This is a genomic window from Aurantimonas litoralis (assembly GCF_026153195.1).
GTDB lineage: Bacteria > Pseudomonadota > Alphaproteobacteria > Rhizobiales > Rhizobiaceae > Aurantimonas > Aurantimonas coralicida.
Map to the genome: position 1 here is coordinate 23,782 of NZ_JAPFBM010000013.1, position 24,783 is coordinate 48,564.

Annotated in this window: 19 protein-coding genes and 3 pseudogenes; 16 read left to right on the plus strand and 6 right to left on the minus strand. The window is 64.9% G+C overall.

The annotated features are described in order from the left end of the window. Positions 1 to 13 precede the first annotated feature (13 nt). Both N7I30_RS20030 and N7I30_RS20035 read right to left on the minus strand, forming a co-directional pair. The gene (locus tag N7I30_RS20030; RefSeq protein ID WP_498640895.1) at positions 14 to 1,432 is read right to left on the minus strand and encodes an MBOAT family O-acyltransferase; all 1,419 of its coding nucleotides are present in this window, start codon (positions 1,430 to 1,432) and stop codon (positions 14 to 16) included. A gap of 44 nt (positions 1,433 to 1,476) precedes the next feature. Further along, positions 1,477 to 2,340, minus strand: coding sequence for a TylF/MycF/NovP-related O-methyltransferase (locus N7I30_RS20035; RefSeq protein ID WP_498640896.1), 864 nt, complete (start codon positions 2,338 to 2,340; stop codon positions 1,477 to 1,479). A 320-nt stretch (positions 2,341 to 2,660) separates the two neighbouring features. Between N7I30_RS20035 and gmd the strand changes: the two genes are divergently transcribed. From gmd to N7I30_RS20060, 5 genes are all read left to right on the plus strand, one after another. Next, positions 2,661 to 3,740, plus strand: a complete 1,080-nt coding sequence (gmd, locus tag N7I30_RS20040) for a GDP-mannose 4,6-dehydratase (RefSeq protein ID WP_498640897.1) — start codon at positions 2,661 to 2,663, stop codon at positions 3,738 to 3,740. Further along, entirely contained in the window at positions 3,706 to 4,680 is a 975-nt protein-coding gene (gene fcl, locus N7I30_RS20045; protein WP_498640898.1) for a GDP-L-fucose synthase, read from the plus strand. The genes gmd and fcl overlap by 35 nt, the downstream gene beginning before the upstream one ends. Positions 4,681 to 4,858: 178 nt before the next feature. Further along, on the plus strand, positions 4,859 to 5,719 hold the full coding sequence (locus tag N7I30_RS20050; RefSeq protein WP_498640899.1) for an FkbM family methyltransferase: 861 nt from the start codon (positions 4,859 to 4,861) through the stop codon (positions 5,717 to 5,719). A gap of 433 nt (positions 5,720 to 6,152) precedes the next feature. After that, positions 6,153 to 6,320 (plus strand): winged helix-turn-helix domain-containing protein, encoded by a 168-nt coding sequence (locus N7I30_RS20055; RefSeq protein WP_498640900.1) that lies wholly within the window; start codon positions 6,153 to 6,155, stop codon positions 6,318 to 6,320. A 181-nt stretch (positions 6,321 to 6,501) separates the two neighbouring features. After that, on the plus strand, positions 6,502 to 7,515 hold the full coding sequence (locus tag N7I30_RS20060; RefSeq protein WP_475362138.1) for an IS110 family RNA-guided transposase: 1,014 nt from the start codon (positions 6,502 to 6,504) through the stop codon (positions 7,513 to 7,515). Between the two features lie 427 nt (positions 7,516 to 7,942). Here N7I30_RS20060 and istB read toward each other — a convergent pair. Next, a pseudogene (gene istB / locus N7I30_RS20065) lies at positions 7,943 to 8,548 on the minus strand (IS21-like element helper ATPase IstB); the annotation flags it as partial. Between istB and N7I30_RS20070 the strand changes: the two are divergent. From N7I30_RS20070 to N7I30_RS20105, 8 genes and pseudogenes are all read left to right on the plus strand, one after another. Continuing rightward, positions 8,531 to 8,818 (plus strand): annotated as a pseudogene (locus N7I30_RS20070) (integrase core domain-containing protein); the annotation flags it as partial. The pseudogenes istB and N7I30_RS20070 sit on opposite strands and share 18 nt — an antisense overlap. Positions 8,819 to 8,841: 23 nt before the next feature. Then, a pseudogene (locus tag N7I30_RS20075) lies at positions 8,842 to 9,386 on the plus strand (IS30 family transposase); the annotation flags it as partial. Beyond that, a complete protein-coding gene (locus N7I30_RS20080; RefSeq protein ID WP_498640901.1) occupies positions 9,383 to 10,084 on the plus strand; it encodes a helix-turn-helix domain-containing protein in 702 nt (233 codons plus the stop codon). The pseudogene N7I30_RS20075 and the gene N7I30_RS20080, both read left to right, overlap by 4 nt. A gap of 297 nt (positions 10,085 to 10,381) precedes the next feature. Next, on the plus strand, positions 10,382 to 11,818 hold the full coding sequence (locus N7I30_RS20085; protein WP_498640902.1) for a UbiA family prenyltransferase: 1,437 nt from the start codon (positions 10,382 to 10,384) through the stop codon (positions 11,816 to 11,818). Beyond that, complete coding sequence (locus tag N7I30_RS20090) at positions 11,811 to 13,178, plus strand: FAD-binding oxidoreductase (protein ID WP_498640903.1); 1,368 nt, start codon at positions 11,811 to 11,813, stop codon at positions 13,176 to 13,178. The genes N7I30_RS20085 and N7I30_RS20090 overlap by 8 nt, the downstream gene beginning before the upstream one ends. Before the next feature lie 157 nt (positions 13,179 to 13,335). After that, positions 13,336 to 13,773, plus strand: coding sequence for an EamA family transporter (locus N7I30_RS20095; RefSeq protein ID WP_024351380.1), 438 nt, complete (start codon positions 13,336 to 13,338; stop codon positions 13,771 to 13,773). Continuing rightward, entirely contained in the window at positions 13,770 to 14,783 is a 1,014-nt protein-coding gene (locus tag N7I30_RS20100; RefSeq protein WP_498640904.1) for an NAD-dependent epimerase/dehydratase family protein, read from the plus strand. The genes N7I30_RS20095 and N7I30_RS20100 overlap by 4 nt, the downstream gene beginning before the upstream one ends. 41 nt (positions 14,784 to 14,824) lie before the next feature. Then, entirely contained in the window at positions 14,825 to 16,264 is a 1,440-nt protein-coding gene (locus N7I30_RS20105) for an aspartate aminotransferase family protein (RefSeq protein WP_491391169.1), read from the plus strand. A gap of 168 nt (positions 16,265 to 16,432) precedes the next feature. Here N7I30_RS20105 and rsgA read toward each other — a convergent pair whose 3' ends face one another. Further along, entirely contained in the window at positions 16,433 to 17,467 is a 1,035-nt protein-coding gene (gene rsgA / locus N7I30_RS20110) for a ribosome small subunit-dependent GTPase A (protein WP_491391166.1), read from the minus strand. A 221-nt stretch (positions 17,468 to 17,688) separates the two neighbouring features. Next, positions 17,689 to 19,380, minus strand: coding sequence for a hypothetical protein (locus N7I30_RS20115; RefSeq protein WP_491391167.1), 1,692 nt, complete (start codon positions 19,378 to 19,380; stop codon positions 17,689 to 17,691). A 259-nt stretch (positions 19,381 to 19,639) separates the two neighbouring features. Here N7I30_RS20115 and N7I30_RS20120 point away from each other — a divergent pair, with 259 nt between their 5' ends. From N7I30_RS20120 to N7I30_RS20130, 3 genes are all read left to right on the plus strand, one after another. Then, positions 19,640 to 22,153, plus strand: a complete 2,514-nt coding sequence (locus N7I30_RS20120) for a GcvT family protein (RefSeq protein WP_498640905.1) — start codon at positions 19,640 to 19,642, stop codon at positions 22,151 to 22,153. 95 nt (positions 22,154 to 22,248) lie between these two features. Next, complete coding sequence (locus N7I30_RS20125; protein ID WP_491391239.1) at positions 22,249 to 22,776, plus strand: peroxiredoxin-like family protein; 528 nt, start codon at positions 22,249 to 22,251, stop codon at positions 22,774 to 22,776. Positions 22,777 to 22,856: 80 nt separating this feature from the next. Then, positions 22,857 to 23,750, plus strand: a complete 894-nt coding sequence (locus N7I30_RS20130; RefSeq protein WP_498640906.1) for a DUF1194 domain-containing protein — start codon at positions 22,857 to 22,859, stop codon at positions 23,748 to 23,750. A 36-nt stretch (positions 23,751 to 23,786) separates the two neighbouring features. Here N7I30_RS20130 and N7I30_RS20135 read toward each other — a convergent pair whose 3' ends face one another. Next, on the minus strand, positions 23,787 to 24,725 hold the full coding sequence (locus N7I30_RS20135; RefSeq protein ID WP_230785383.1) for a GlxA family transcriptional regulator: 939 nt from the start codon (positions 24,723 to 24,725) through the stop codon (positions 23,787 to 23,789). Positions 24,726 to 24,783 lie beyond the last annotated feature (58 nt).

Below are 24,783 nucleotides of genomic sequence, written 5' to 3' on the forward strand. Positions count from 1 at the left end.
AGTGGCCGGTCGCTCAAAACCGGAAGTAGATGAATGGATTGTAGGCGCCGCCTGCAAGGCTGAGCGAAACGACGAGGACTATCCCGACGAGGCTAGTCAGACGCACGGCATCGACCAAAAGCCAGTAACGGCTGGCCGCCGTCATAGCGCGATCGAGTGCCGCCTGGCCCCATGGACCCGCCGCGAACAGCGCCGCAACAAAAGCCAGTTGAACATCGGTGCCGACAAAGCGTGTCCAATCCGCAGGGAACGTCGCCGCCGGCGCGAGGCCAGCCATCGTCTGGAGATGGCCGATGGCCTGCGAGAACCCATCGACGCGGAAGAACACCCAGGCGATCATCACCACGAGCAGCGTATAGGCCATCTGCAGTGGGGTTGGAAGTCTCTCAAGCACGGCGCCCCAGCCGGCACGTTCGACGACCAGCATGCAGCCGTGGATCATGCCCCAGATCACGAAGTTCCACGAGGCCCCGTGCCAGATGCCGCAGAGCAGGAAAACGATGAAGAGATTGACGTAAGTGCGGACGGCGCCCTTACGGTTGCCGCCGAGCGGAATATAGAGATAGTCGCGGAACCAGGACGAAAGCGTGATGTGCCATCGCCGCCAAAAGTCCGTTATGGAGCGCGCCGTATAGGGGTAGTTGAAGTTGATTGGATATGTGAAGCCAATCATCAGAGCCAGGCCTATCGCCATCAACGAATAGCCGCCGAAGTCATAGTAGATCTGCAACGTATAAAGGATGGTTCCGAGCCACGCGAGACCCGGCGTCAGCTGCTCCGGCGACAGCGCGAAGATCGGATCAACGCTCGCCGCGAAGGTGTTGGCGATCAACACCTTCTGGCCCAACCCTATTGCAAACACCCGGATGCCTGCCGCGGTCCGCTGCGATGAGAAGACAGGCTGGTGAAGCTCGCTCGAAATGAATTTGTAGCGGATGATCGGGCCGGCGACGAGCTGCGGAAACATCGTCATGTAGACGCCGAGATCTCGGAGGCTTCGTTCCGCCGAGACGTCGCGACGATAAACGTCGATCAGGTAGGATAGCGCGTGGAACGTGTAGAAGGAGATGCCGAGTGGCAGCGGGAGCTCGAAGATGTCCCAGTTTGGCATCGGTGCGTCCAACAGCCAGTACAGGTTGTCGGCGAGGAAGCCAATATATTTGAAGAAGATCAGGCCACCCAGATTTGCGGCGACTGCAAGCGCGAGCACTTTTAGGCGTCCCGGGCGATCGTTTCGTTCATCGATCATAATGCCGAAACGGTGGTTCATCGCGATGCTCAGCAGCATCAGGAACACGTAGAGCGGCTCACCCCACGCGTAGAAAATCAGGCTGAATATGAGCAGAACGTACTTGCTGCGACCAAGTGTATAAAAAGTGATCAGGAAGGTCGGCAGAAAATAGAAGAGAAAAACAATGCTGCTGAAAACCATCGCAATGATCCTGTGCGACGCATTTGGTGCGGCTCTTAGTGCTCCTACTTTATCTTAACCAGCGTTACGAAATGGCCGGCCATCGCTATGGGTCGTTCGAGCTGCCACTTGCCACTCATGGCCTCGACGAACTCGTCGGTCGCCAGCTGAGCGCCTTCGGAAAAGAAGCCATAGTCGTCCACCACGATGCGCGCGCCCGGGGCCATCCGCTCATCGAGGAATTGCAGCGCGTCGCGGATCGGCTCGTAAAAGTCGAAGTCGACATAGGCGAATGCCACCTTCGCAGGCACCTCCGGGGCTTTGATTGACTCGTTCACCCAACCCTTCTTGACGCACAGCCGTTCGCGCGGGAAGCCGACTTTGGCAAGGCGTCCCAGCACCTCGGTCTCTGGCGACATCATCGTTCCGGCATACTCGTCCATCGAGCCGAGTTTGAAGATGTCGTCGATTAAGCGGTCTTCCTTCGTCGGTTTCGGCAGGCCTTCGAAGGAATCGAATAGCCAGAAGACACGATCCGTTGCGAGGATCTCGCTCGCGATGAGTTGGGACGTCGCCCCCTGGGCCACCCCGAACTCGCAGACGTCGCCTTCGATCTTCATGGCCTTGTGGAGGGCATCGACGAGGTAGAGAGCTTCGCAGACGTTCGTTCCGATCAGGTCCGCGAGTTGCGCCTCGCGCCCCTCGCGCTCCGGTAGGTCAGGCAGGGCGACCATACGCAGCAGCATCTCTATCTCCTGAGTGTCGCGCCGATGGATGACCCGCATCGTTTCGCTGTGCGACAGCTGCGCGCGCAAGTCGTCGCTGAACTCGGCTCCAGCGCTCTCGTGCGAACGGCTTGGCGCGCCCGTATCGATCCGATGGATGTCATAGCCGAGGTTGCGAAAGAGGCTGCGCGCGAAGGTCTTCAAGGTGTTCTCCTGAGGCTCGTGGAGGAGTTGAATTGTCCTGTGGGCGGAAGGTTAATTGACGTAGATGACGTATCGCCGCCGGAGAGGCATTCACGCCGCTCAGGGCGTCGTACAGCGCCTGCGATTGCCACGAGGCCGGTGCTGCTTATCGTGTTCACTTCGGCTAAACAAGCTTCTCGCTCCAAGGAAACGCCGCAGTCCACGCTTGAAGGCCACGCACTGTTGCGGCATACACGTGCCGCATCTCTCGCCGTTTCGCGCCTTTGCCGTTCCCGGGAGAGCGTATGATTTCTGGTTCATGTTCTGAAAGTCGGAGTCCTATGATCGCTAATTCAAATTCGCGCCGTGTCGCGATGATCACCGGCGTAACAGGACAGGACGGCGCTTATCTCTCCGAACTCCTGCTGGAGAAGGGATATGAGGTACACGGCCTGAAGCGTCGCTCCTCCTCCTTCAATACGCAGCGCATCGACCACCTCTACCTCGACCCGCACGAGGGGGAGGTTCCGTTTCGCCTGCACTATGGCGACATGACTGATAGCACAAATCTGATCCGTCTTATGGCCGACATCCGCCCGACGGAGATCTACAATCTCGCCGCGCAGAGCCATGTGGCCGTCAGTTTCGAGAGCCCTGAATATACCGCGAACGCCGATGGCATCGGCGTTCTGCGCCTGCTCGAGGCGATCCGCATCCTCGGCATGGAGAAGGAGACGCGCTACTATCAGGCATCGACCTCGGAGCTCTACGGGCTTGTGCAGGAAGTGCCGCAGAGCGAAAGCACGCCGTTCTATCCGCGCTCGCCCTATGCCGTCGCCAAGCTCTACGGCTACTGGATCACGGTGAACTACCGCGAGGCCTACGGGATGTATGCGGCGAACGGCATTCTCTTCAATCATGAGAGCCCCGTTCGCGGCGAAACCTTCGTAACGCGCAAGATCACCCGCAGCGTTGCGCGGATCGAGCTCGGCATCGACGATTGCCTGTTCCTTGGCAACCTCGACGCAAAGCGCGACTGGGGCCACGCTAAGGACTACGTGCGTGGCATGTGGATGATCCTCCAGTCCAACGAGCCGAAGGACTACGTACTAGCCACTGGCGAGACCCGCTCCGTCCGTGAGTTCGTGGACGTCGCGTTCCGCGAAGTGGGCAAGACGATCCATTGGCAGGGTCAGGGCGTCGACGAGGTCGGCATCGATGCGGCAAGCGGCCGGACGTTGGTGCGGATCGATCCGCGCTACTTCCGTCCGACCGAGGTGGATTTGCTGATCGGCGACGCATCGCACGCCCAAAAGGATCTGGGCTGGGTGCCCGAGATCGACTTCGCACAACTCGTCCGGGAGATGGTGCGAACTGACCTTGAGAATGCGCGCGCGGAGGCGGCCAGTGGACGCCGCTGATTTCCGCCTTGTCGGACGTCGCGTCTACGTCGCCGGGCACAAGGGCATGGTGGGCGGGGCCTTGGTGCGCCGGCTTGCAGCGGAAAACTGCGACGTTGTCGTCGCCGACCGCGCAGAGGTCGACCTCGTCGACATGGCCACCGTACGCCGTTTCCTTGCCCGCGAGAGCCCCGACGTGGTGATCGTTGCGGCGGCGAAGGTGGGTGGCATCCACGCGAACAATACTCTGCGCGCCGAATTCATCTATGAGAACCTGGCGATTGCCGCCAACCTGATCCACGCCAGCCACGAACAGCAAGTTTCCAAGCTGCTGTTCCTCGGCTCGTCCTGCATCTATCCCCGGCTGGCCGCGCAGCCCCTGCGCGAGGACTCGGTGCTGACCGGCCCGCTCGAGCCGACCAACGAGCCCTATGCGATCGCCAAGATCGCAGGCATCAAAATGTGCGAGAGCTATCGCCGCCAATACGGCAGCGATTTCATCTCCGTGATGCCGACCAACCTCTACGGCCCCGGCGACAACTATCACCCCGAGAACAGCCACGTCGCGGCGGCGCTGATCCGGCGCTTCCACGAGGCGGCGATCTCAGAGGCCGAGGAGGTCGTGGTCTGGGGCACGGGTATGCCACGTCGCGAGTTCCTGCATGTGGACGATATGGCCGACGCCTGCGTGCACCTGCTCAAGGTCTATTCGGGCGAGGAACTCGTAAATATCGGAACGGGAACGGACGTCACGATCCATGAGCTTGCCGAACTGATCGCGGAAACTGTCGGCTATCGCGGGAGGCTGGTCTTGGATCCCTCGAAGCCTGACGGCACGCCGCGCAAGCTCCTCGACGTCTCGCGCCTCGAGGCTCTCGGCTGGAAAGCCCGGATCCGGCTCGCCGACGGATTGAGGGATGCCTATCGTGCCTACCTCGCCGGACCGCAATTGAGCCGCTGAAAGAGCGGACCGCCGAGGGGGCGACCCTATGTTCAGCAATCTCAAAGCAATGCTCGCCAACCTTGCCGGAGGGCTCCAGCGGACCGAAGCGTCGGCCCGCGAGGCCGCCGGGCACTCCGCCATGAACCGTCTGGTTCTGACCGATTTCACCGAGCGGACGCTGCTCCTGCAGGGAAGCATGGCGGCGCGGGAGCTGCCGCGCGGGCAGCCGATCGGCAGGCTGTCCGACGTCGAGTTCCGGGTCTTCTCGCAATGGGGAGAGGACGGAATCATCGAGTGGCTGGTCGGCCATCTCGATCTCGAGGACCAACGGTTCGTCGAGTTCGGCGTCGAGACCTTCCGAGAGGCCAACTGCCGTTTTCTCCTGCATCACCGGAACTGGAAAGGCCTGGTCATGGACGGCAGCGCCGCCAACATGGCTACGCTGTCCGCCAGCCAATCGTTCTGGAAGCACGACCTGACGGCCGAGACCGCCTTCGTCACGGCCGAGAACATCGACGACCTCTTGGAGGAGGCTGGCTTCACAGGGCCGATCGGCATCCTCTCGATCGACGTCGATGGCAACGATTACTGGATCTGGAAAGCGGTGACGTCCGTCTCGCCGGCCATTGTGATCTGCGAAGTCAATCCGGTGCTCGGCGACACTACACCTCTCACCGTGCCCTACGAGCCGCATTTCGACCGGTTCGCCGCCCATCATAGCGGCCTTTGCTTCGGTGCTTCGATCGCGGCGCTCAAGCTACTCGCCGAGGAGAAGGGGTATGTGTTCGCCGGCACCGGGGCCAGCGGCGTGAACGCCTTCTTTCTCCGCCGCGACCTCGCTCAGCCGGTGATGGAACTGATCGTCACCCCCTACGCCTGGCCGTCTCAGCATCGCGACAGCCGCGATCGCGACGGCAGATTGACTTTCGTCGGCGGTGCGGCGAGAGGCCGCCTGATCGCCGATTGCAGCCTCGTGAACCCGCAAACGGGCGAGCGACTGCGCTTCGGGGACGTCTTGGAGCCCTATTCGTCCGACTGGCTGCGCCGGATGGGCTGACGCAGCGTCCTCGGCGCCGCGTCGCCCTGATACCGGCCCGCGCTTGATCTGACTCAGTTGCGATTTTCTTGTCGTGGGTGATCGTGATTCCCTGTTTTCGGCAAGGGAAGGAACGAGCGATGGCTGAAAATCAACGAGGATCTATCGGCTGCGGAGCTTCGGGCTCTGGCGCGGCGAGAGACCAACGGAAGGGTGGCGAGCCGTCTGCTGGCGCTGGCGGGCGCGCTGTCGGGAATAAACCGGATGCAAGCGGCCGAGGCGGCGGGCATGGACCGGCAGACGCTGCGCGACTGGGTGTGGCGCTATAACGCCGAGTGTCGTTGCGGGCCTGCGCGATCGGACAAAGGGGCATCCGCCCGAAGCTCTCACCGAGGCCGAACAGGCGAGCCTTGCCAACATCATCTTCCGCGGGCCGGATCCGAAGAAGGAGGGCGTGTCCACCTGGACACTGGCGGAACTCTCCCGCTGGATCGAGGCGCGGCTCGACAAGCGTGTTCATCCCGCCAGCCTGTCGCGCATCCTGCGCCGTAACGGCCTTTCCGCACCAGAAAGCCCGGCCAACCCACCCTCAGAGCGATCCGGGGCGCCAGGCGCGCTTTAAAAAAAGGGCTCGCCGAGGCCCTGAAGGCGGCAAACGTCGACCATCCCGACAAGCGGATTGCGCTCTGGTATCAAGACGAAGCACGGGTTGGCCAGAAATGAACTGATGCCGTGGATGCCCCCACGCAGCGGCATCTTGTATGCCATGACGGTTCTACAGGAACCAAGCGGAGGGCGCATCAATGACGAAAATCAGCATGTTGGCGATCGACCTGGCGAAGGGAAGCTTTCAGGTCTGCGCCGTTGGGCCGGATGGGGCGGTTCTCTACAATCGGGCGCTGTCGCGGCCGCGTTTGATTGCATTGCTGGCCGACCATCCGGCTTGCGTGGTTGCGATGGAGGCCTGTGCGACGTCGCATCATTGGGGTCGGGTGGCGCAGGCGCACGGCCATGAGGTCCGGCTGGTTCCGGCCGTCTACGTGAAGCCCTTCGTCAAGCGCCAGAAGAACGATCGCGCGGATGCCGAGGCCATTGCGGAGGCGGCGTCGCGACCCTCGATGCGCTTCGTGGCAGTGAAGAGCACCGAGACGCAGGGCCGTGCAGTCGCCTTTCGCACCCACCAGTGTCTGGTGCGGCAACGGACGCAACTGATCAACGCGCTTCGTGGTCATCTGGCCGAGTTCGGTCTCGTGGCACCGAAGGGGCCGGCGAGCCTCAAGGTGCTGGAGGACGCGCTCGCTGACGAGGCCAGTGATCTGCCTGCCGTGGTGCGAGAGATGGGCGCGATCTATCTCGAGCAGATCGCGCGGCTCACGGAGGTGATCGAGCGGCTGGCGGATGAACTGGAGGCAGCCTCGAAGACGGACACGGAACTCCGAAGGCTCTGCACCATACCGGGGATCGGGCCGGTAACGGCGGGCGCCGTTGCGGCCTTCGCGCCGGACCTCGACACGTTCGACAGCGGGCGCAACTTCGCAGCTTGGCTGGGCCTCGTGCCCAGGCAGCGGTCTACGGGCGGCAAGTCCAAGCTGGGGTCGGTCAGCAAAATGGGCCAGACCGACATCAGGCGGCTCCTCATTGTCGGCGCCATGAGCGTGATCCGGTGGGTGGTCCGCAAGGGTGGTAGTGCGAACCGCTGGCTCGCGAATCTCGTCGCGCGAAAGCCGAAGATGGTCGCCGCTGTCGCGCTTGCGAACAAGATGGCGCGCATGATCTGGGCGTTGAGCGTGAAGAAGGAAGATTACCGGATGGCGTGACCTGAAGCCCTTCGGGGGAAAGTCACGGCATGGCCGCAAGGCCGGGGTGAGCGATCGACGAGGAGTAGGCGACACGGACTTCGAAGTTCAAGGCAGGGACATTCAGACCCGGGGCCCGAGCGCATTGCAGCTCTCTGAACCGATGTGAACCCCGCTTTCCGAACAGCATACTGGCCCGTGGCGTCATCAAGGCCACATCGAGAGGCCTGACACACGTCCGATCGAAGACCCCGCCGCCGAAAGACCGAAGATTACGCTTGCCAAAAAGGGGGCATCCACACACACCCCGGGTTTCCCGGAGTGTCAACGTCGGAGCAAAACCAGGCCAGCGGGACGGGGTAAAAGCAGGCCACCTGGCCGACAGGGGCGCGACATAGGAAAGGGCCCGATCGGGCCCTTTCCTATGTCGCGCGGTCTATCCTGAGGATCAGGGGGCACTGATCTCGCCGGTATCGGGATCCACGGTCTCGGCGGTGGCCTGGTTTTGCTCCGCCCTTGCCGCGGCAGCCCGGCGTCGCCCGGCGGACTGCTTGAGGCGGTAGCTGTCGCCGTTCATCGTCAGGATACGGACGTGGTGCGTCAGGCGATCGAGCAACGCGCCGGTGAGCCTCTCCGACCCCAGGACGCTCGTCCAGTCCTCGAACGGCAGGTTCGAGGTTACGATGGTGGAGCCGCGCTCGTAGCGCTGCGAGAACACCTCGAACAGAAGCTCGGCGCCCGTCGGTGAGAGCGGCACGTAGCCAAGCTCGTCGACGATGAGGAGTTGCACCGTCTGAAGATCGCGTTGCTGCTTCAGAAGACGGCGCTCGTCGCGGGCTTCCATGAGCTGGTGAACGAGAGCCGCCGCCGTGGTGAACGTGACGGTGAGCCCCTTCTGGCAGGCGGCCAGTCCAAGAGCCAGGGCCACATGGCTCTTGCCGGTGCCGGAGTTGCCGAGGGCGATGACGTTCTCCCGGCGCAGGATGAACTCGCACCGCGCCAGCTCGAGCACCAGCATCTTGTTGAGGTTCGCAGTCGCGGTGAAGTCGAATGCTCTGTCGACTATCAGGCGCTGCTCCGAAGGCGCGGCATCCTGATCTCGATGAGCGGGCGCGGGAACTGCTACGACAACTCGATGGTGGAAACGTTCTTCAAGACCATCAAGTCGGAGCTGATCTGGCAGGTCGCATGGCAATCCCGCAAGCAGGCCGAAAACGCCGTCGCCCAATACATCGACGGGTTCTATAACCCTGTCAGGCGCCATTCATCGCTCGGCTTCCAGAGGCCCATCGCCTTCGAGCGAAACGCCCGGGAAATGAGCTAAACGCTCTCCACAAAAGCCGGGCAAGTCCACGCCCGGCCGAAGCGGCCGACTGAGCACTGCCAGGACACTTGGGAAGGCGATCTCATTCTTGAGCTAAATAACTCGGCGATCGGCACGCTCGTCGAAAGCACGACGCGCTTCACAATGCTACTGCATTTGCCGCGACTCGAAGGACATGGCAACGGACCGCAAGCCAAGAACGGACCGCCCTTTGCGGGTCATGGCGCCGACGCTGTTCGCGATGCGATCACCCGCACCATCGTGACCTTGCCTGAGGAGCTGCCCCGTTCGTTGACCTGGGTTCAGGGCGCCGAAATGGCCCAGCACGCCGCCCTCAAGATCGATATGGGCATCGAGGTCTACTTCTGCGATCCGCAGAGCCCTTGGCAGCGCGGCACCAACGAGAACACCAACGGACTGCTGCGCGATATTACCAAACGGCACCGGTCGTCAGACGCCAGCGTCCTTCGAATACGTGGAATCCCTTAGGACCAAACCGAATTCAGAGCCGGTCCTGCTGCCGCTACAACAGGTCATCGACTTGGACGGCATCAGGAGGTTCCGATGACAACTGCTCTGGCAACGCGAAGCGAGCGGAACTCCACAGCAGGACATCTGGCGGCACAGGCCTTTTGTGCCCGTACGCAGGCGGCGCCGCGGCCTGAGACCGGCGGCGTTGCGATCGCCGGGCAGGTCCTGAACTTTGCCCAGGACAGCGAAATCTACGCCGAATGCAGCGAGGTCCGCTCCTTCTACAAGGTCGTCGGCGGCGTCGTGCGCACCTGCAAGTTCCTGAGCGACGGGCGGCGCCAGATCGAGGGCTTTCATTCGGCCGGCGACATCTTCGGCCTGGAACTCGGCGATAGCCATGGAATGTCGGCTGAGGCAGTCTCGGACTGCACGATCGTCGCCTATCGCTGGCGCGGCCTGACCGCGGCGGCGGCCTGGAACGACCAGATGGCGCCGCAGATCTTCCACTTCGCCATGCAGTGCTTGCAACGCGCCCAGCAGCATGCGCTGCTGCTGGGTCGGCGCAGCGCCGCCCAGCGCGTCGCCGCCTTTCTCATCGAAATGGCCGACGACGAGGAGCCAGCAACGGTCCATCTCGCCATGACCCGTCAGGACATTGCCGACTATCTCGGCCTGACCATCGAGACGGTGTCGCGGACCTTGTCGCAGTTCGAACGCGACCAGGTGATCACCCTGCCATCCACCCGGCACGTAATTCTCGAGGACCGGGATGCCCTGATGGCGCTCAACGACTGAGCCGGCGACACGCGCCGGCCTCGGAGCCGAAGAACGGCCTGGAGCCGAAGAGTGGCTAAGCGCCGGCGAGGGCAGGCGGAGGCCTCGCAAGGCAGCGCTGCGTCCGCCAGCGTACTAAACCCGACTTTGCCATGGGACCGCACGCGATCTTTGCGATCTCTTCACCACGTCCGCAGCTTGCCCTCGATTTTCGGTTGGTGGGGACCGGAAATTCACCGGGCCGAAACTCGTCTGCGCCACAACCGACCTTCAGCTTCGCGATCTCCCGGCAGAGGAGACGGCAGGAGGAGCCAAGCGTTGGACGCCAGATCTCCGCAGACCGAGACGACGATCTTCGTCGACCTCGACGGCACGCTGATCCACAGCGATCTTCTCTGGGAAACCCTGTTCCTGGCGGCGCGCCAGAAGCCCCAGGTCATGCTGCAGGTGCCCGGCTGGATCGCCGCCGGCAAGGCGCGCCTGAAGGCCGAACTCGCCCACGCCATCGATTTCGATCCGGCGTTGCTGCCCTATCGCGAGGAGGTCGTTGAACGGCTGCGGCGCGCGCGGGCCGAGGGCCGCCGCATCGTGCTGGCCACCGGCGCCAACGAGAAACTTGCCCACGCTGTGGCCGATCATCTCGGACTGTTCGATGCGGTCATGTGCTCCTGTGACACGGTCAATCTAACCGCGCATCGCAAGCTCGACCGCATCCTCGACGAATGCGGCGAGGATGGCTTCGACTATGTCGGCAATTCCCACGAGGACATCTGCCTTCTGGACAAGGCGGAAGAGGCCTTGGTCGTGGCGCCGGACCGGGCCGCGGCGCGATGGCAGAAGCGCTCCGGCGCCGAACGGATCGACGATGCCGGCGGCCGGCTGCGCCCGGCGTTGAAGGCGATGCGGCCGCATCAATGGCTGAAGAACGTTCTGATCTTCGTGCCGATGGTCCTGACCCACGAATTCTTCAATATCGAGATGCTGGCCGGCGCCATGCTCGCCTTCATCAGCTTCTCCTTCGCCGCGTCGGCCGTCTACATCCTCAACGATCTGCTTGATCTGACCGCCGACCGCCGGCATCGCTCCAAGCGCAACCGGCCCTTTGCCAGCGGCGCGCTGGCGATCCCCACCGGCATCACGCTAGCGGCCGCCCTTCTCGGCACTTCGCTGGGTATCGGCTTGTTCCTGCCGGATTATTATCTGGTCGTACTGGGACTCTACCTTGTGACGACGACGGCATATTCCTTCGCCCTGAAGCGCATGTTGCTGATCGACGTTCTGACGCTCGCCGGCCTCTACACCACACGCATCGTCGCAGGGTCAGAAGCCTCGGGCGTCGAGACCTCGTTCTGGCTGCTCGCCTTCTCGCTGTTCTTCTTCCTGTCGCTGGCGCTGGTGAAGCGCTTCACCGAGCTGCGGGATTTCGGCATCGGCGCCGGGCGGGCGACGACCGGGCGCGGCTATGTCGACGCCGATCTGGAAACGCTCGGCCAGGCCGGTATGGCCTCGGGCTTCGCCTCGGTGCTGGTCCTGGCGCTCTATATCGACAGCATGGAGGGCGCCGAGCAATATACCGAGCCCTTCCTCGTCTGGCCGCTGTGCCCGCTGGTTCTCTACATCATCGTGCGGATCTGGATTCTCGCTCGCCGCAACCAGATGCACGAGGACCCGGTCGTCTTCATCATGAGCGACTGGCGCAGCCAGGTAATGATCGCCGGCGGCGGTCTCCTGTTCCTCCTGGCCGCCATTGTCTGAGGCCCGCTACGAGAGCTGGGGGCGGTCGGCCCGCACGCCGCGCCGGGCGCTCTCCGGCTGCGACCTGCCGCGATTGTCGCCCGCCGAGGTGCAGGGGCGGGAAGGGGACGGCGACGGCACCTTCCTGCCCTTCGGCAATGGCCGCTCCTATGGCGACAGCTGCCATGACGATGCCGGCACGCTGATCGACAGCCGGCCGGGCGCCCGCATCCACGCCTTCGATCCGCAGACCGGTCTCCTCACCGCCGATGCCGGCGTGCTGTTCAGCGAGATCACCCGCCGTGTCGCGCCGGCCGGCTGGTTCCTGCCGGTGACGCCCGGCACCCAGTTCGTCACGCTGGGCGGCGCCATCGCCAACGACATCCACGGCAAGAACCACCACCGCCGCGGCACCTTCGGCGCCTGGGTGGAATCGATCGTGCTCGACCGCTCGGACGCGGAGCGCCTGCATTGCAGCCGCGACGCCCATCCCGAACTCTTCGCCGCGACGATCTCCGGCATGGGCCTGACCGGGCTGATCCGCGAGGCGACGATCCGGCTTCTGAAGGTGCCGTCGCTGACGATCGCCGAGACGACCACCCGCTTCGACAACCTGGCCGACTATTTCGAGCTGACCGAGGCGGCGGACAAACGCCACGAATATGCCGTCGCCTGGATCGACTCGCTGGCCACGGGCCGGGCGCTGGGCCGCGGCCATCTGATCGCCGGCGACCATGCCCGCGATGGCGAGCGGACCGGCCTGGCCCGCGCGCCGCTCGCGGCGGTGCCCATTACCCCGCCGATCAGCCCGCTGCGCGGCCTTGCGCTGCGCGCCTTCAACGAGGCCTATTATCGCAAGGCCCGCCCCGGCACGACGCAAAGATTGGTCTCCTTCGACCAGTTCTTCTATCCGCTGGACCGGGTGGGCCGGTGGAACCGGCTCTATGGCCCGCGCGGTCTGCACCAGCACCAGAGCGTCGTGCCGACGACCACGGGCCCGGATGCCGTGCGCGCTCTCATCGAATGCGCCCGCAGCCACAAGCAGGGCTCGTTCCTGACGGTGCTGAAACGGTTCGGCGACAGGCCGAGCCCCGGCCTCACCAGCTTTCCGCGGCCGGGCTACACGCTGACCCTCGACTTTCCCCATCGCGGCGAGATCACCCTGAGACTGCTCGCCGAGCTCGACCGGATCACCGTCGCAGCCGGCGGTGCAGTCAATCCCTACAAGGATGCCCGCATGTCGCCGGACACCTTCGCAGCGGGCTTTCCACGCTGGCGCGAACTGGAGGCGTTGCGCGACCCGGCCATCGTTTCCAATTTCTGGAAGCGGACGGCGCTGCGGCTCGACACGACATCAACGAAGACGCCCAAGCAACTGTAAAGCCGTCAGGTTGCGGCAAAGGGTTTGTTTACCGTGACATGAACCGTCGGTGGTCCGGCGGCGCGAATACGCCGATCTTAAAACATATCACACGGGTTTCCCTTAGATCAGCTTCAGCAGATCCGGCCGGTCCGGACGTTGGAACGAGGCAGTGCCGATGGCGAAATTCCTTCCCTTCATCCTGTTCACGGTGTTCACCAACGCCGCGGCGCAGGTGATGCTGAAATACGGCATGATGCAGCTCGGGCCGCTGAGCTTTGCCGGCGTCAACCCGATCCTGAAGATCCTGCAGATCGTGTTTAGCCCCTGGGTGTTCCTCGGGCTCTGCACCTTTGTGATCTCCATGGCCTCGCATCTCTACGTCCTGTCCAAGGTCGAACTGTCCTTCGCCTATCCCTTCCTGTCGCTGGCCTATGTGGCGGTGGCGGTCTTCGCCTATTTCGTCTTCCGCGAGGACCTCAACGCCCTGCGCATCGCCGGCATCGGCCTGATCTGCGTCGGCACGATCCTGATCGCCCAGGGCGGCACCACGATTCACGGCGAGGAGCCCGCGCTCGACGTCGCCCAGGCTCCTGCAAACGAGGTTTCCCGATGAAGCACGTTCTCTTCGGCGGCGACGGTTTCGTCGGCCGCCACCTGGCCCAGAAGCTCGTCGCCGACGGCGAAAGCGTCCTCGTCGCCGACATCGTCAAGAGCGACCTGCCGCATTACGCCCAGTGCGAGTTTCTGCACACCGACGTCACCGATCCGGCCGCCGTGCGCGCCGTGCCGATCGCGGCGGACGACATGGTCTACAATCTGTCGGCCAAGATGCTGTCGCCGATCATGCCGCGGGCCAAGCGCCACGATTTCTTCTATCCGGTGAACTACCACGGCACCAAGCACATCATGGAAGCGGTGGGCGAGGCGGGCGCGACGAAGCTCGTCCACTTCACCACCGACATGATCTACGGTCACACCAAGGTCTATCCGATGACCGAGGAGCACCCGGTCTCGCCGCTCGGCGAATATGGCCAGTCCAAGCTCGACACCGAGCATCTGGCGGCCGAATGGCGCGAGCGTGGCATGGACATCACCCTGTTCCGGCCCCGCCTGATCATCGGCCCCGGCCGTCTCGGCATCCTGGAAAAGCTGTTCAAGCTGATCGACGCCAATTTGCCGGTGCCGATGATCGGCTCGGGGCGCAACCCGTATCAGTTCATCTCGGTCTTTGACTGCGCCGAGGCGGCGCGGCTGGCCTGGAAGGCGGGCGTGCCCAACGAGGCCTACAATCTCGGCTCCTTGAACCCGCCGCCGGTCAAGAAGCTCCTCGGCGACCTGGTCAAACATGCCGGCTCGAAGTCGCTGCTGATCCCGACACCGGGCTGGGCCGTCAAGCGCACGCTCGACTTCCTCGACCTGATCAACATGCCGCTGATGGATCCCGAGCAATATCTCATCGCCGACGAGATGTGCGTGCTGGACGTCGGCAAGGGCGAGCGCGACCTCGGCTGGGTGCCCCAGTACCGTGACGGGGACATGCTGATCGCCGCCTATTCCGAATATCGGGCCAAGCGCGGGGGCCATGCCCCCGCCGCCGGTTCGTACCCGCAGCCGGCCGAGTGAGCCGACCCTTAGCGAGGAGAGACACGATGCTCGACCGTCCCATGGCTGCGAACCCCGGCCTCGCCCCGACCCATCGTCGCGGGCCGGCCAAGCCGAACCTTTTGACCGTCGAGGACGCCAAGGCGCTCGACGTCAAGACGATGGCGGACCTGTTCAAGGACTACATCAATCCCGGCCAGTTTCATTTCATGAAGCTGCTCGGCTTTCACAAGGTGAAGGTCGAGCGCGCCGAGGGCATGTATTACATCGACCAGAACGGCCGGAAGATCCTCGATTTCTTCGGCGGCTTCGGCTCGCTGGCCTTCGGCCACAACCATCCGCGCATCATCGAGGCGCGCCAGCGCTTCCAGGACGAGCGCCGGCACGAGATCGCCATCGCCTTCCTGTCGCAATACGCCTCGGCGCTGGCCAAGAACCTGGCGGCCTGCTCGCCCGGCGATCTCGACATGGTGTTCCTCGGCTCCTCCGGCTCGGAAGCCATGGAAGCGGCGATCAAGGTCGCCGAGCGCGCCTCGGGCCGCAAGAACTGCAAGATCGTCCATGCCGAGAACTCCTTCCATGGCAAGACCAAGGGCGTCCTGTCGCTGACGGATTCGCCGCTCTATCAGGGTGAGTTCAAGCTGGTCGGCAACACCTGCAAGGTGCCCTTCGGCGACCTCGAGGCGCTGACCAATGCCATCCGCAGCGATCCGGAGATCGGCGTCGTGGTGCTGGAGACGGTGCAGGGCGGCGGCGGCATCATCACCGCCTCGACGGATTACTGGCAGGGCGTGCGCGCGCTTTGCGACAAGCACAACGTCCTGTGGGTCGCCGACGAGGTGCAGTGCGGCTACGGGCGCACCGGCCGCTTCTACGCCTTCGAGCATCACGGCGTGGTGCCGGACGTCACCGCGCTGGCGAAATCGCTGGGCGCCGGCAAGGCCGCCGTCGGTGCGATGATCGCCCGGCGCGAGGTCTACATGAAGGCCTATGGCACGCCGAAGACGGCGATGATCCATGCCCAGGCGACCTTCGGCGGTATCGGCGAGGCCTGCGTCACCGCCATCGAGGGCCTCAACGTCCTCTATGACGACGATCTGATCGGCAATTCCGCCGAGGTCGGGGCCTATCTCCTGGAGCGCCTGCAGGCGATCCAGGCGAAATACCCGTCCATCGTCAAGGACGTGCGCGGGCAGGGGCTGATGGTCGGCCTCGAGTTCCACGACTTCTCGCGGACCCTGCCGATGGCGCTGCGTCCGATGGTGGCAATCCTCGACGACAAGCTGAAGGGCTCGCTGTCGGGCTTCGTCGGCGCGCTCCTGCTGCGCGATCACGACGTGCTGGTGGCCTTCACCGAGTACAATCGCAACGTCATCCGGCTGGAGCCGCCGCTGATCTGCGACGAAGGCCATGTCGACCAGTTCTGCGACGCACTGGACGCGCTGCTCGGCCGCGGCATCGTCTCCATCGTCAAGGACTTCATCCGCTCGCAGATGGGATAATCGCCGGGCAGCCCCGGGCGACAGACACGGAAGGGCCGGGCATATGCCCGGCCTTTTCGCGTTGTGGGGCTGCACGTGTCGATGCGGGTTCAGGTGGCAAGGCCACCACGGGCGCGATCGGCCCCTGGAGGCATCGCTCTCTCCTCGGACGGGTTGGCCAACCTGATCCTAGCGCCTCTTGTTGCGCCTTCCGCCTGTGCCGCCGGCCCAGGGGGCCTTGGCGCGGTCGCTCTCGGCGTTCTCGTCCTGCAGCTTGCGCCAGCGCTCGAGCCGTTCTCGATCGATGGCTCCTGCGGCCACCGCCGCCTGGACTGCGCATCCCGGCTCATGCGCGTGAGTGCAGTCGCGAAATCGGCACTGTGCCGCCTGTTCCGTGATCTCGGCGAACAAGATGTCGAGGCCGTCGGCGACGTCGCTGACCTGCAATGTCCGGATCCCCGGCGTGTCGATCACCCAACCGCCACCTGCAATCGGGTGAAGGGAGCGGGCCGTCGTGGTGTGACGTCCTTTCGCGTCGTCTTCCCGAATGGAGCCGGTCTCCTGCTGCGGTTCCTCGGTCACGCCGACAAGCGTGTTCACCAGGGTCGATTTGCCGACGCCGGATGAGCCGAGCAGCGCGACCGTTTGCCCAGGCTTGCACCATTGCGCCAGGGAGGCTGTCGCATCGCTCGACTTTGGATTGACGATCACCACCTCGAGCCCGCGCTGCAGCGCGCGGGCCTGATGCTCGTATGAATCCAGATCGTCTGTGAGATCGGCCTTCGTCAACAAGATGACCGGCTCCATTCCTGCCTGATTGGCCCAGGCAAGATAGCGTTCAAGCCGGGCTGGGCTGAAATCCATGTTGCAGGATGTCACGATGAACAGCGTGTCGATGTTGGCCCCGGCAAGCTGCGGAACCGTGCCGCCGGAAACGCGACGCTGGATGACGGAGCGTCGCTCGAGGCGGCGCTGGAGAAGGAGGGTGGCGGGGTGGATGAGAACGAAGTCGCCGACGGCGAAATCGCTCGTCGTGACGTCGGACGTCAGGACCGGTTCGACCGGCCCCTGTGGCGACAGGGCCGTGAGCCGCGAGCGGTGGACCCTCGCGATACGAACTGGCTCTAAACCCGCATCGTCCGGCGTGATCTGTTCGGCAAAGAACGAACTCCAGCCCAGGGCGGAAAGCAGCTCATGCTCTGCGGTTTCAGCTCGCGTGCTCAATGGGGCGTCCGATGAGAAAGGGCTGTCGCCATCTGCTCTCCAATATCGAGGCGGGGCTTCCCTGCCATCATGTCCTGTTCCTCAACGCTTGAAAGCGGCAGATCCGGAAGTCTTATCGAAACCCGTTCGGTCTCGATACAAGATCCCGTTCAACGCGCGATCGGGTGTGCTGCAGAACCACGTCCAGATCGCGGGCGGCGACCGCGGCGGCACTCCTGCCGCTACTGCGGTGGCAGCAGATCGTTGCGGACATAGGCGTCCCAGCAGGGCGAGAGCTGGATGCGGCTGTGGCCGGCCAGGCCCGGCGCGTAGAGGTCGCGCAGCAGGCGATTGGCCACGGTGACCGGGCAGAGCGGGTAGAGCAGCAGGTCCGTTTCCTTCACCGAGGCGAGCACCGCCTGGTCCGGGTCCGGCACTGCGCGGAACGGATCGGCGCCGATGGCGATGCCGCGCGGCGCCTGCCGGTCGAGAAGCCAGGGGAAGGGATTGACGAAGTTCAGGTTCATGATCGTCTCGAAGCGCACGCCGCGTGCCGCTTCCAGCGCCTCGATCGCCTCGACCGCCTCCTCGACCCCCATGAGCCAGGTCAGGTGGAAATCCGGCTCGTTGTAGAGGGTGAAGCTCGGCAGCTGCTCCTCGTCCGCCAGATGGTCGAAGGCCTCGGGAAAGCGCTGGTAGGTGTCCAGCATCACCGTGGCGCGCCGGATCAGCTCCGGCCGCTGCGAGACGGCGGCGAGGGTGCCGAGGCGGGGCGCGTCGAGATCGACATAGGCGATCTGCCCGACAAGGGCGCGGGCACCGCGATGGATCACCTGCACGAAGGTCGGCAGGGCACTGGCGGCGACGAGGCTGAGGACCAGCGCCAGCCGCCATGTCGGCGCGCCGCCGGCCCGCACCAGAATGCGCAAGAGCACTGGCCAGACGAAGATGAAGGCAAGACCGCCGGTGTTCTGGGTTTCCACGAACAGCGCCGCGAAGCTCACCACGCCGAGCCAGAAGACGTCGCGGTCGATGAGCGCCGCCAGAGCGGCGACGCGCCGCGAGCGGACAAGCGTGGTCGTTGCTTGCAGAATGTCGGGCAGCCCGATCAGAGCGAGCGCGGCGATCAGGATCGCCAGCGGGCCGAAGGCCATGAAATGGATTGAGGCCGCCTGCAGGAAGCGCGGCAGGATGCTGCCTTCGTTGAGCGCCACCAGCGCGGCGATATCACCGACATAGGCGCTGACGACGCCGGTCGTCAGTTCCAGGAGCGCCAGCGCGGCGAGGAAGCCGACAAGCGCCCCGATCGCCGTGCGCAGGGACACGCGTCCGGCGGCGAAGGCGAAGGCGCAGATCAGCGCGCCGCCGGCAAAACCGGTGATCTTGACGAGAAACAGCGCCAGCATCGTGCCGGCGATCGTCACCAGCACCGTTATGCGGCCCCGGGCGAAGACCAGCCCGGCCGTCAGCACGTAGAGCAGCAGGCACATCTGCCGGTTGTAAATGCCGAAGCCGTCCACACCGGGAAAGCTGTAATAGGTCTCGACATTGATCGGCAGGATCTGGAAGACCAGGAACGGCGCAAGGAGCGCCAGCGCGACGAGCCGCGAACGGCGGTCGATATCGACCAGCACCAGCGCCAGTAGCGGCGCGGTGACCGCCATGAGCGACCATTGCGCGATCAGCAGCGGCTGGCCGTCGGGAAACAGCCCCACGAACAGGGCGAAGAGCCAGTAGCCTAGCGGCCCGACCGGCGTAAAGAAGTCGACGCCGGGAAGCTGGCCGCTCCAGATGCGGTTCGCCGCGTCGAAATAGATGAACAGGTCCCAGTAGAAGGCGCCGATCGGCAGCGTCAGCTTCAGGGTGAGAAGCGCGGCGAGGACGGCGCAGACCAGCGCGAGCAGAAGAAGCGGCGAGGTGAGGGCGGATTTCACCGTTCCGGCATCCTGTCGGTCAACGGAGGAAATGAGCGTCACGGATCCGTCCCATCGCGATCTGTCTCGGAACGGCATCCTCCCCGAACATGGTTAACAAAACCCTCCCGGCAGGTTGGTCCGGTGGCGGTCCCGGTCGGCCGGCAGCCAGGCTGCGCCGTTCGCCCGACAGCCGATGTCGCAAAAAGACTGCGTGTGCGCCAACCGCTCCACTAGGCTCGACACGCCGCTACGGCAGTCTGGCAGACGAGGGGTGGTCATGCAGGATCGGGCGCGGGCAGTGGTCATCGGCGGCGGCGTGGTCGGCGTGTCGACGCTCTATCATCTGGCCCGCAAGGGCTGGACCGACAGCGTCCTGATCGAGCGTCGCGAACTGACTTCCGGCTCCACCTGGCACGCCGCCGGCCTGCTGCCGCTGTTCAACATGAGCTATGCCGTCGGCCAGCTGCACCGCTATTCCGTGCGCTTCTATCGCAAGCTGCAGGAAGAAACCGGCATGAATGTCGGCTTCTCGAACGTCACCAATATCCGGCTGGCGCGCACCAGGGACCGCTGGGACGAGTACATGTACTATGCCGGCGTCGCCGAGACGATCGGTGTGCCGGTCAGGCTGCTGACGCCCGCAGAGCTGAAGGAGATCTGGCCGCTCTGCGAGACCGACGGCATTCTCGGCGCGATCCAGCATCCCGAGGACGGCTATATTCAGCCCGCCGACCTGACCCAGGCGCTGGCCCGCGGCGCCCGCGACCGCGGCGCCACCATCCACCGCAACACCACCGTCAGCGCCATCGAGCAGCTCGCCTCCGGCGCGTGGAAGATCGTCACCGACAAGGGCGAGATCGTCTGCGACCACGTCATCTCGGCCACCGGCAATTTCGCCCGGCGGACGGGGCGCATGGTCGGGCTGGACGTGCCGGTGATCCCGGTCGAGCACCAGTACATCGTCACCGAACCGCATCCGGCGATCGTCGAGCGCCGCCGCCAGGGCCTGCCGGAAATGGGAGTGCTGCGGGAAAGCGATTCCTCCTGGTACATGCGCGAGGAGAATGGCGGCCTGCTGCTCGGCCCCTACGAGATCGGCGCGCCCTGCTGCTATCTCGACGGGCCGGACGCCGACAGCGAATACGAGCTCTTCCAGGAGGATCTCGACCGGCTGATGCCGCATATCGAGGCCGCCATCGCCCGCGTGCCGGCCTTTGGTGAGGTCGGCATCAAGAAGGTCTATAACGGCGCCATCGCCTATACGCCCGATGGCTCGCCCATTGTCGGTCCGGCGCCGAACCGCACCAATTTCTGGCTCAACGAGGGCCATTCCTTCGGCATCACCGCGGCCGGCGGGGCGGGCTGGCAGCTCGCCGAATGGATCGTCGACGGCGAACCCACCGTGGATCTGGCCGGCGTCGATCCGCGCCGCTTCGGCCCCTATGCCGGCGAAGGCTATCTGCGCGCCAAGAACGAGGAGGCCTATGCCAACGTCTTCTCGGTGCATTATCCCGACGAGGAACGCGCCGCCGCCCGGCCGCTGAAAACCTCGCCGTCCTATGAGCGGCAGAAGGTGCTCGGTGCCGTTTTCGGCTCCGTCTATGGCTGGGAGCGGGCCAACTGGTTCGCCCCCGACGGCTATGCGGTGCCCGAGGCAGAGCTCGATGTCGGCGCCGACGTCCTGATGAAGCACAATCATGCGCCGGCCGATCACACCGGCCGCATCCGCGAGCGCTGGTCCTTCCGCCGCTCCAACTATTTCGAGCATGTTGGCGCCGAGGTGCGGGCGGTCCACGAGGCTGTCGGCCTCCTCGACATGACGCCCTTCGCCAAGGCCTATGTCAGCGGGCCGGGCGCCGCCGCCTGGCTCGACGGGCTCCTTGCCAACCGCGTTCCGAAAACGCCGGGCCGCGTGGCGCTCTGCCATCTCCTGACCCCGGCAGGCGGCGTGCGCTCGGAGTTCACCGTCTACAAGGCCGGCGCGGAGAGCTACTATCTGGTCTCCGGCGGCGCCTATGAGGGCATCGACCATGACATCCTGCAGAAGGCGCTGCCGGGCGACGGCAGCGTGGCGATGCATCCAGTGACCCATGCGCTCGGCGTCCTCGTGGTCGCCGGCCCGAAATCACGCGAGGTGCTGGCGAAGCTCACCCGCACGGACCTCTCCAACGCGGCGTTTCCCTGGCTGACCGGACAGCGCCTGTCGGTCGGTCCGGTGGCCTGCACCGCCCTGCGGGTCAATTTCGTCGGCGAACTCGGCTGGGAGCTGCATCACCCGATCGAGATGCAGAACGCGCTCTACGACCTCTTGATGGAGGCCGGGGCCGAATTCGGCATCCGCCCCTTCGGTATTCGCGCCATGGGGGCGATGGCGCTGGAGAAGTCCTACCGCCAGATCCCGCGCGAACTGTCGATCGAATACAATGCCTTCGAGTCGGGCCTTGAGAGGTTCGTTCATCCCAGCAAGGGCGATTTCATCGGCCGGGATTCGGTCGTAGCGGCTCGCGAGAACGGCCTGCGCTGGCAGTTCGCGACCCTCGAGGTGCACGGCGTGACCGATGCCGACGCCCGCGGCTCCGAACCGGTCTATGCCGACGGCGTGTTGGTCGGCCGCGCCACCAATGGCGGCTTCGGCTGGCGGGTCGGCAAGAGCCTTGCCCTGGCGATGCTCGATCCGGCCCATGCCGGCGAGGGGACGCGGCTGACGATCCGCATCCTCGGCACGCTCCACGACGCCACGGTGATCGGCGAAAGTCCCTTCGACCCGGAGAATGTCCGCCTGCGCGGCTGACATGGAACGGGCCGCCCGGCCACCCGTTGCTGGCGCAGCTTCCGCCGCCCGCGCATGCCGCCGGCGGCGTTTTTCATCATCGAAAGGACGATTCCATGCCCCATACGACGCCCATGCCCGGCGACAAGGCACCGGCCCTCAAGGTCGCGACCAGCGACGGCGACCAGCTCGATCTGGCGAACGACAATCCCGAGAACTTCTCGCTGGTCTTCTTCTATCGCGGCGTCCACTGCCCGATCTGCAAGAAGCAGATCGGCGAACTGGCAGAGCGCCGCGAGGAATTCCGCGCCAAGGGCTTCAACGTCCACGCCGTCTCGATGGATGACGAGACCCGCGTCCAGCGCCAGAAGGCCGAATGGGACCTCGGCGACATGCCGGTGGGCTACGGCCTCAGCGAGGAGAGCGCCCGCGAATGGGGCCTCTACATCTCCTCCAAGGCGCAGGATTCCGAGCCGGCGCGCTTTGCCGAGCCAGGTCTGGTGGCGGTGCGCCCGGATGGCACGATCTACGCCATGTGGCTGCAGACGGTACCCTTCACGCGGCCGAGCCTCGACGATCTCCTCGGCGGGCTGAGCTTCGTCGTCGACAAGGGCTACCCGTCCCGCGGTGAACTCGCGGCCTGATCGGCCTCGCTGGAAGGCGGGGGGACGAGGTGACGCCTTTGTGAATTGCGCGGCCGGCCATCCGGCGTGACGCTTCCATAATGGGACATCGCACCCTGATCCTTGCCTTCCTGTCGGCGGCGCTGGCGCTTCTGCCGGCGCTGACCGGACATGCGGCGGCCGGCGCACAGCAGCGCGGCCTGCGCGATCTCGGTTCCGACCTCGGAGCCAGCCCCGACGACGGCATCAGGGTCGACGCCGAGCTGGTTCTCGCCGTCGACGTCTCCTGGTCGATGGATCGCGGCGAACAGGAGATCCAGCGGGCCGGCTATGCCGCCGCCTTTCGCAGCGAGGACGTGCAGAAGGCGATCCTCGGCGGGCCGCATGGCCGCGTCGCCGTCGCCTATATCGAATGGGCCGGCACCCTGTCGCAGGCGGTCGTGGTGTCCTGGACGCTGATCGATTCCCGCGAGGCGGCTGACGGCTTCGCCTATCGCCTGCAGACGGAGGAGGCGGATCGCGAGCGGCGCACCTCGATCTCCTCGGCCATCGACTATGCCGCAACCCTCTTCGACGACAATGGCTATGCCGGCCTGCGGCGGGTCATCGACATTTCCGGCGACGGGCCGAACAACCAGGGCCGCATGGTCACCGAAGCGCGCGACGCGGCGGTCGCCCGCGGCATCGTCATCAACGGGCTGCCGCTGATGACCACCGGCGGCTTCAGTTCATGGGGCTCGATCCCCGATCTCGACCGCTACTACGCCGATTGCGTCATCGGCGGCCCCGGCGCGTTCATGATTCCGGTCAACGAATGGGACCAGTTTCCCGCCGCGGTCCGCCGCAAGCTGGTGATGGAACTGGCCGATGCCTGGCCCGATCCGGCCCCACAGGCGCCTGCCGTGGTGCCGGTGCAGGAGACGGCCAGCAGCGACTGCCTGATCGGCGAGCGTCAGTGGCAGGAGCGGCAGCGCCGCTGGATGGAGGATTTCTAGCTTCGCGCTTCCGAGAGGCCCGCGACACGCCGCCCGTCAGGCCGGGGCGAGGACCGAACGCGTGGCGCGCTCCTGCTGGGGCGAGCGCGAATAGAGTTCGCGGTAGCATTTGGAAAAATGCGAGGCCGAGACGAAGCCGCTGGCCACCGCGATCTCGACGATCGGCAATTGCGACTGCAGCAGCAGGTGCCGCGCCCGGTCGAGCCGGATCTCCAGATAGTAGCGCGCCGGCGAGCGGCCCATCTCCCGGTGGAACAGCCGCTCCACCTGGCGGCGCGACAGGCCGACATCCTCGGCGATCTCGACCAGCGATAGCGGGTCGGCGAGATTGGCCTCCATGATCTCGATCACCCGCAGCACCTTGGAGTGCTGCACGCCGAGCCGGGCGCGCAGCGGCAGGCGCTGGCGATCCTGTGAACTGCGGACCCGGTCGGTCAAAGCCTGCTCGCAGACCCGGTTCACCACGTCCTCGCCGAGATCCTCGCCGATCAGCGTCAGCATCATGTCGAGGGCGGCGGTGCCGCCGGCGCAGGTGTAGATGTTGTGGTCGATCTCGTAGAGATCGGCATAGGCGTCGACCCGCGGGAAGGCCTCGGAGAAGCCGGGCAGGTTTTCCCAATGGATGGCGCAGCGCCGGTCCGCCAGAAGCCCGGCGCGGGCGAGAATCCACGCCCCGGTGCACAGGCCGCCGACGCTGATGCCGCGCTGGTGGCTCTCGCGCAGATAGGAGAAACTGGTCTTGTCGGTGAAATCCTCGACGAAGACGCCGGAACAGGCAAAGACCATCGAGGGCCGGTGCTCGGACGGCAGCGCCTTGCGCTCGGCTTCCACCGAACTGGTGACGGCCACTTCGACGCCGTTGGAGGCGCGGACCGGCTGGCCGTTCGGCGAGGCGAGGCGCCAGCGATAAATTTCGCGGCCGACGACGCGATTGGCGATCCGCAACGGCTCGATGGCGGTCGCGAAGGCGATCATCGAGAAATTCGGAACGAGCAGGAAGACGATGGTCCGCTTCGGGCCGGAGCCCGGGCCC

Coding starts and splice junctions, on each gene's coding strand:
- N7I30_RS20030 (WP_498640895.1), bottom strand. CDS start 1,432: ATGGTTTTCAGCAGCATTGTTTTTCTCTTCTATTTTCTGCCGACCTTC.
- N7I30_RS20105 (WP_491391169.1), top strand. CDS start 14,825: ATGGCTGCGAACCCCGGCCTCGCCCCGACCCATCGTCGCGGGCCGGCC.
- N7I30_RS20100 (WP_498640904.1), top strand. CDS start 13,770: ATGAAGCACGTTCTCTTCGGCGGCGACGGTTTCGTCGGCCGCCACCTG.
- N7I30_RS20130 (WP_498640906.1), top strand. CDS start 22,857: ATGGGACATCGCACCCTGATCCTTGCCTTCCTGTCGGCGGCGCTGGCG.
- N7I30_RS20080 (WP_498640901.1), top strand. CDS start 9,383: ATGACAACTGCTCTGGCAACGCGAAGCGAGCGGAACTCCACAGCAGGA.
- gmd (WP_498640897.1), top strand. CDS start 2,661: ATGATCGCTAATTCAAATTCGCGCCGTGTCGCGATGATCACCGGCGTA.
- N7I30_RS20060 (WP_475362138.1), top strand. CDS start 6,502: ATGACGAAAATCAGCATGTTGGCGATCGACCTGGCGAAGGGAAGCTTT.
- N7I30_RS20125 (WP_491391239.1), top strand. CDS start 22,249: ATGCCCCATACGACGCCCATGCCCGGCGACAAGGCACCGGCCCTCAAG.
- N7I30_RS20095 (WP_024351380.1), top strand. CDS start 13,336: ATGGCGAAATTCCTTCCCTTCATCCTGTTCACGGTGTTCACCAACGCC.
- N7I30_RS20135 (WP_230785383.1), bottom strand. CDS start 24,725: ATGATCGCCTTCGCGACCGCCATCGAGCCGTTGCGGATCGCCAATCGC.
- N7I30_RS20050 (WP_498640899.1), top strand. CDS start 4,859: ATGGCGGCGCGGGAGCTGCCGCGCGGGCAGCCGATCGGCAGGCTGTCC.
- N7I30_RS20120 (WP_498640905.1), top strand. CDS start 19,640: ATGCAGGATCGGGCGCGGGCAGTGGTCATCGGCGGCGGCGTGGTCGGC.
- fcl (WP_498640898.1), top strand. CDS start 3,706: ATGCGCGCGCGGAGGCGGCCAGTGGACGCCGCTGATTTCCGCCTTGTC.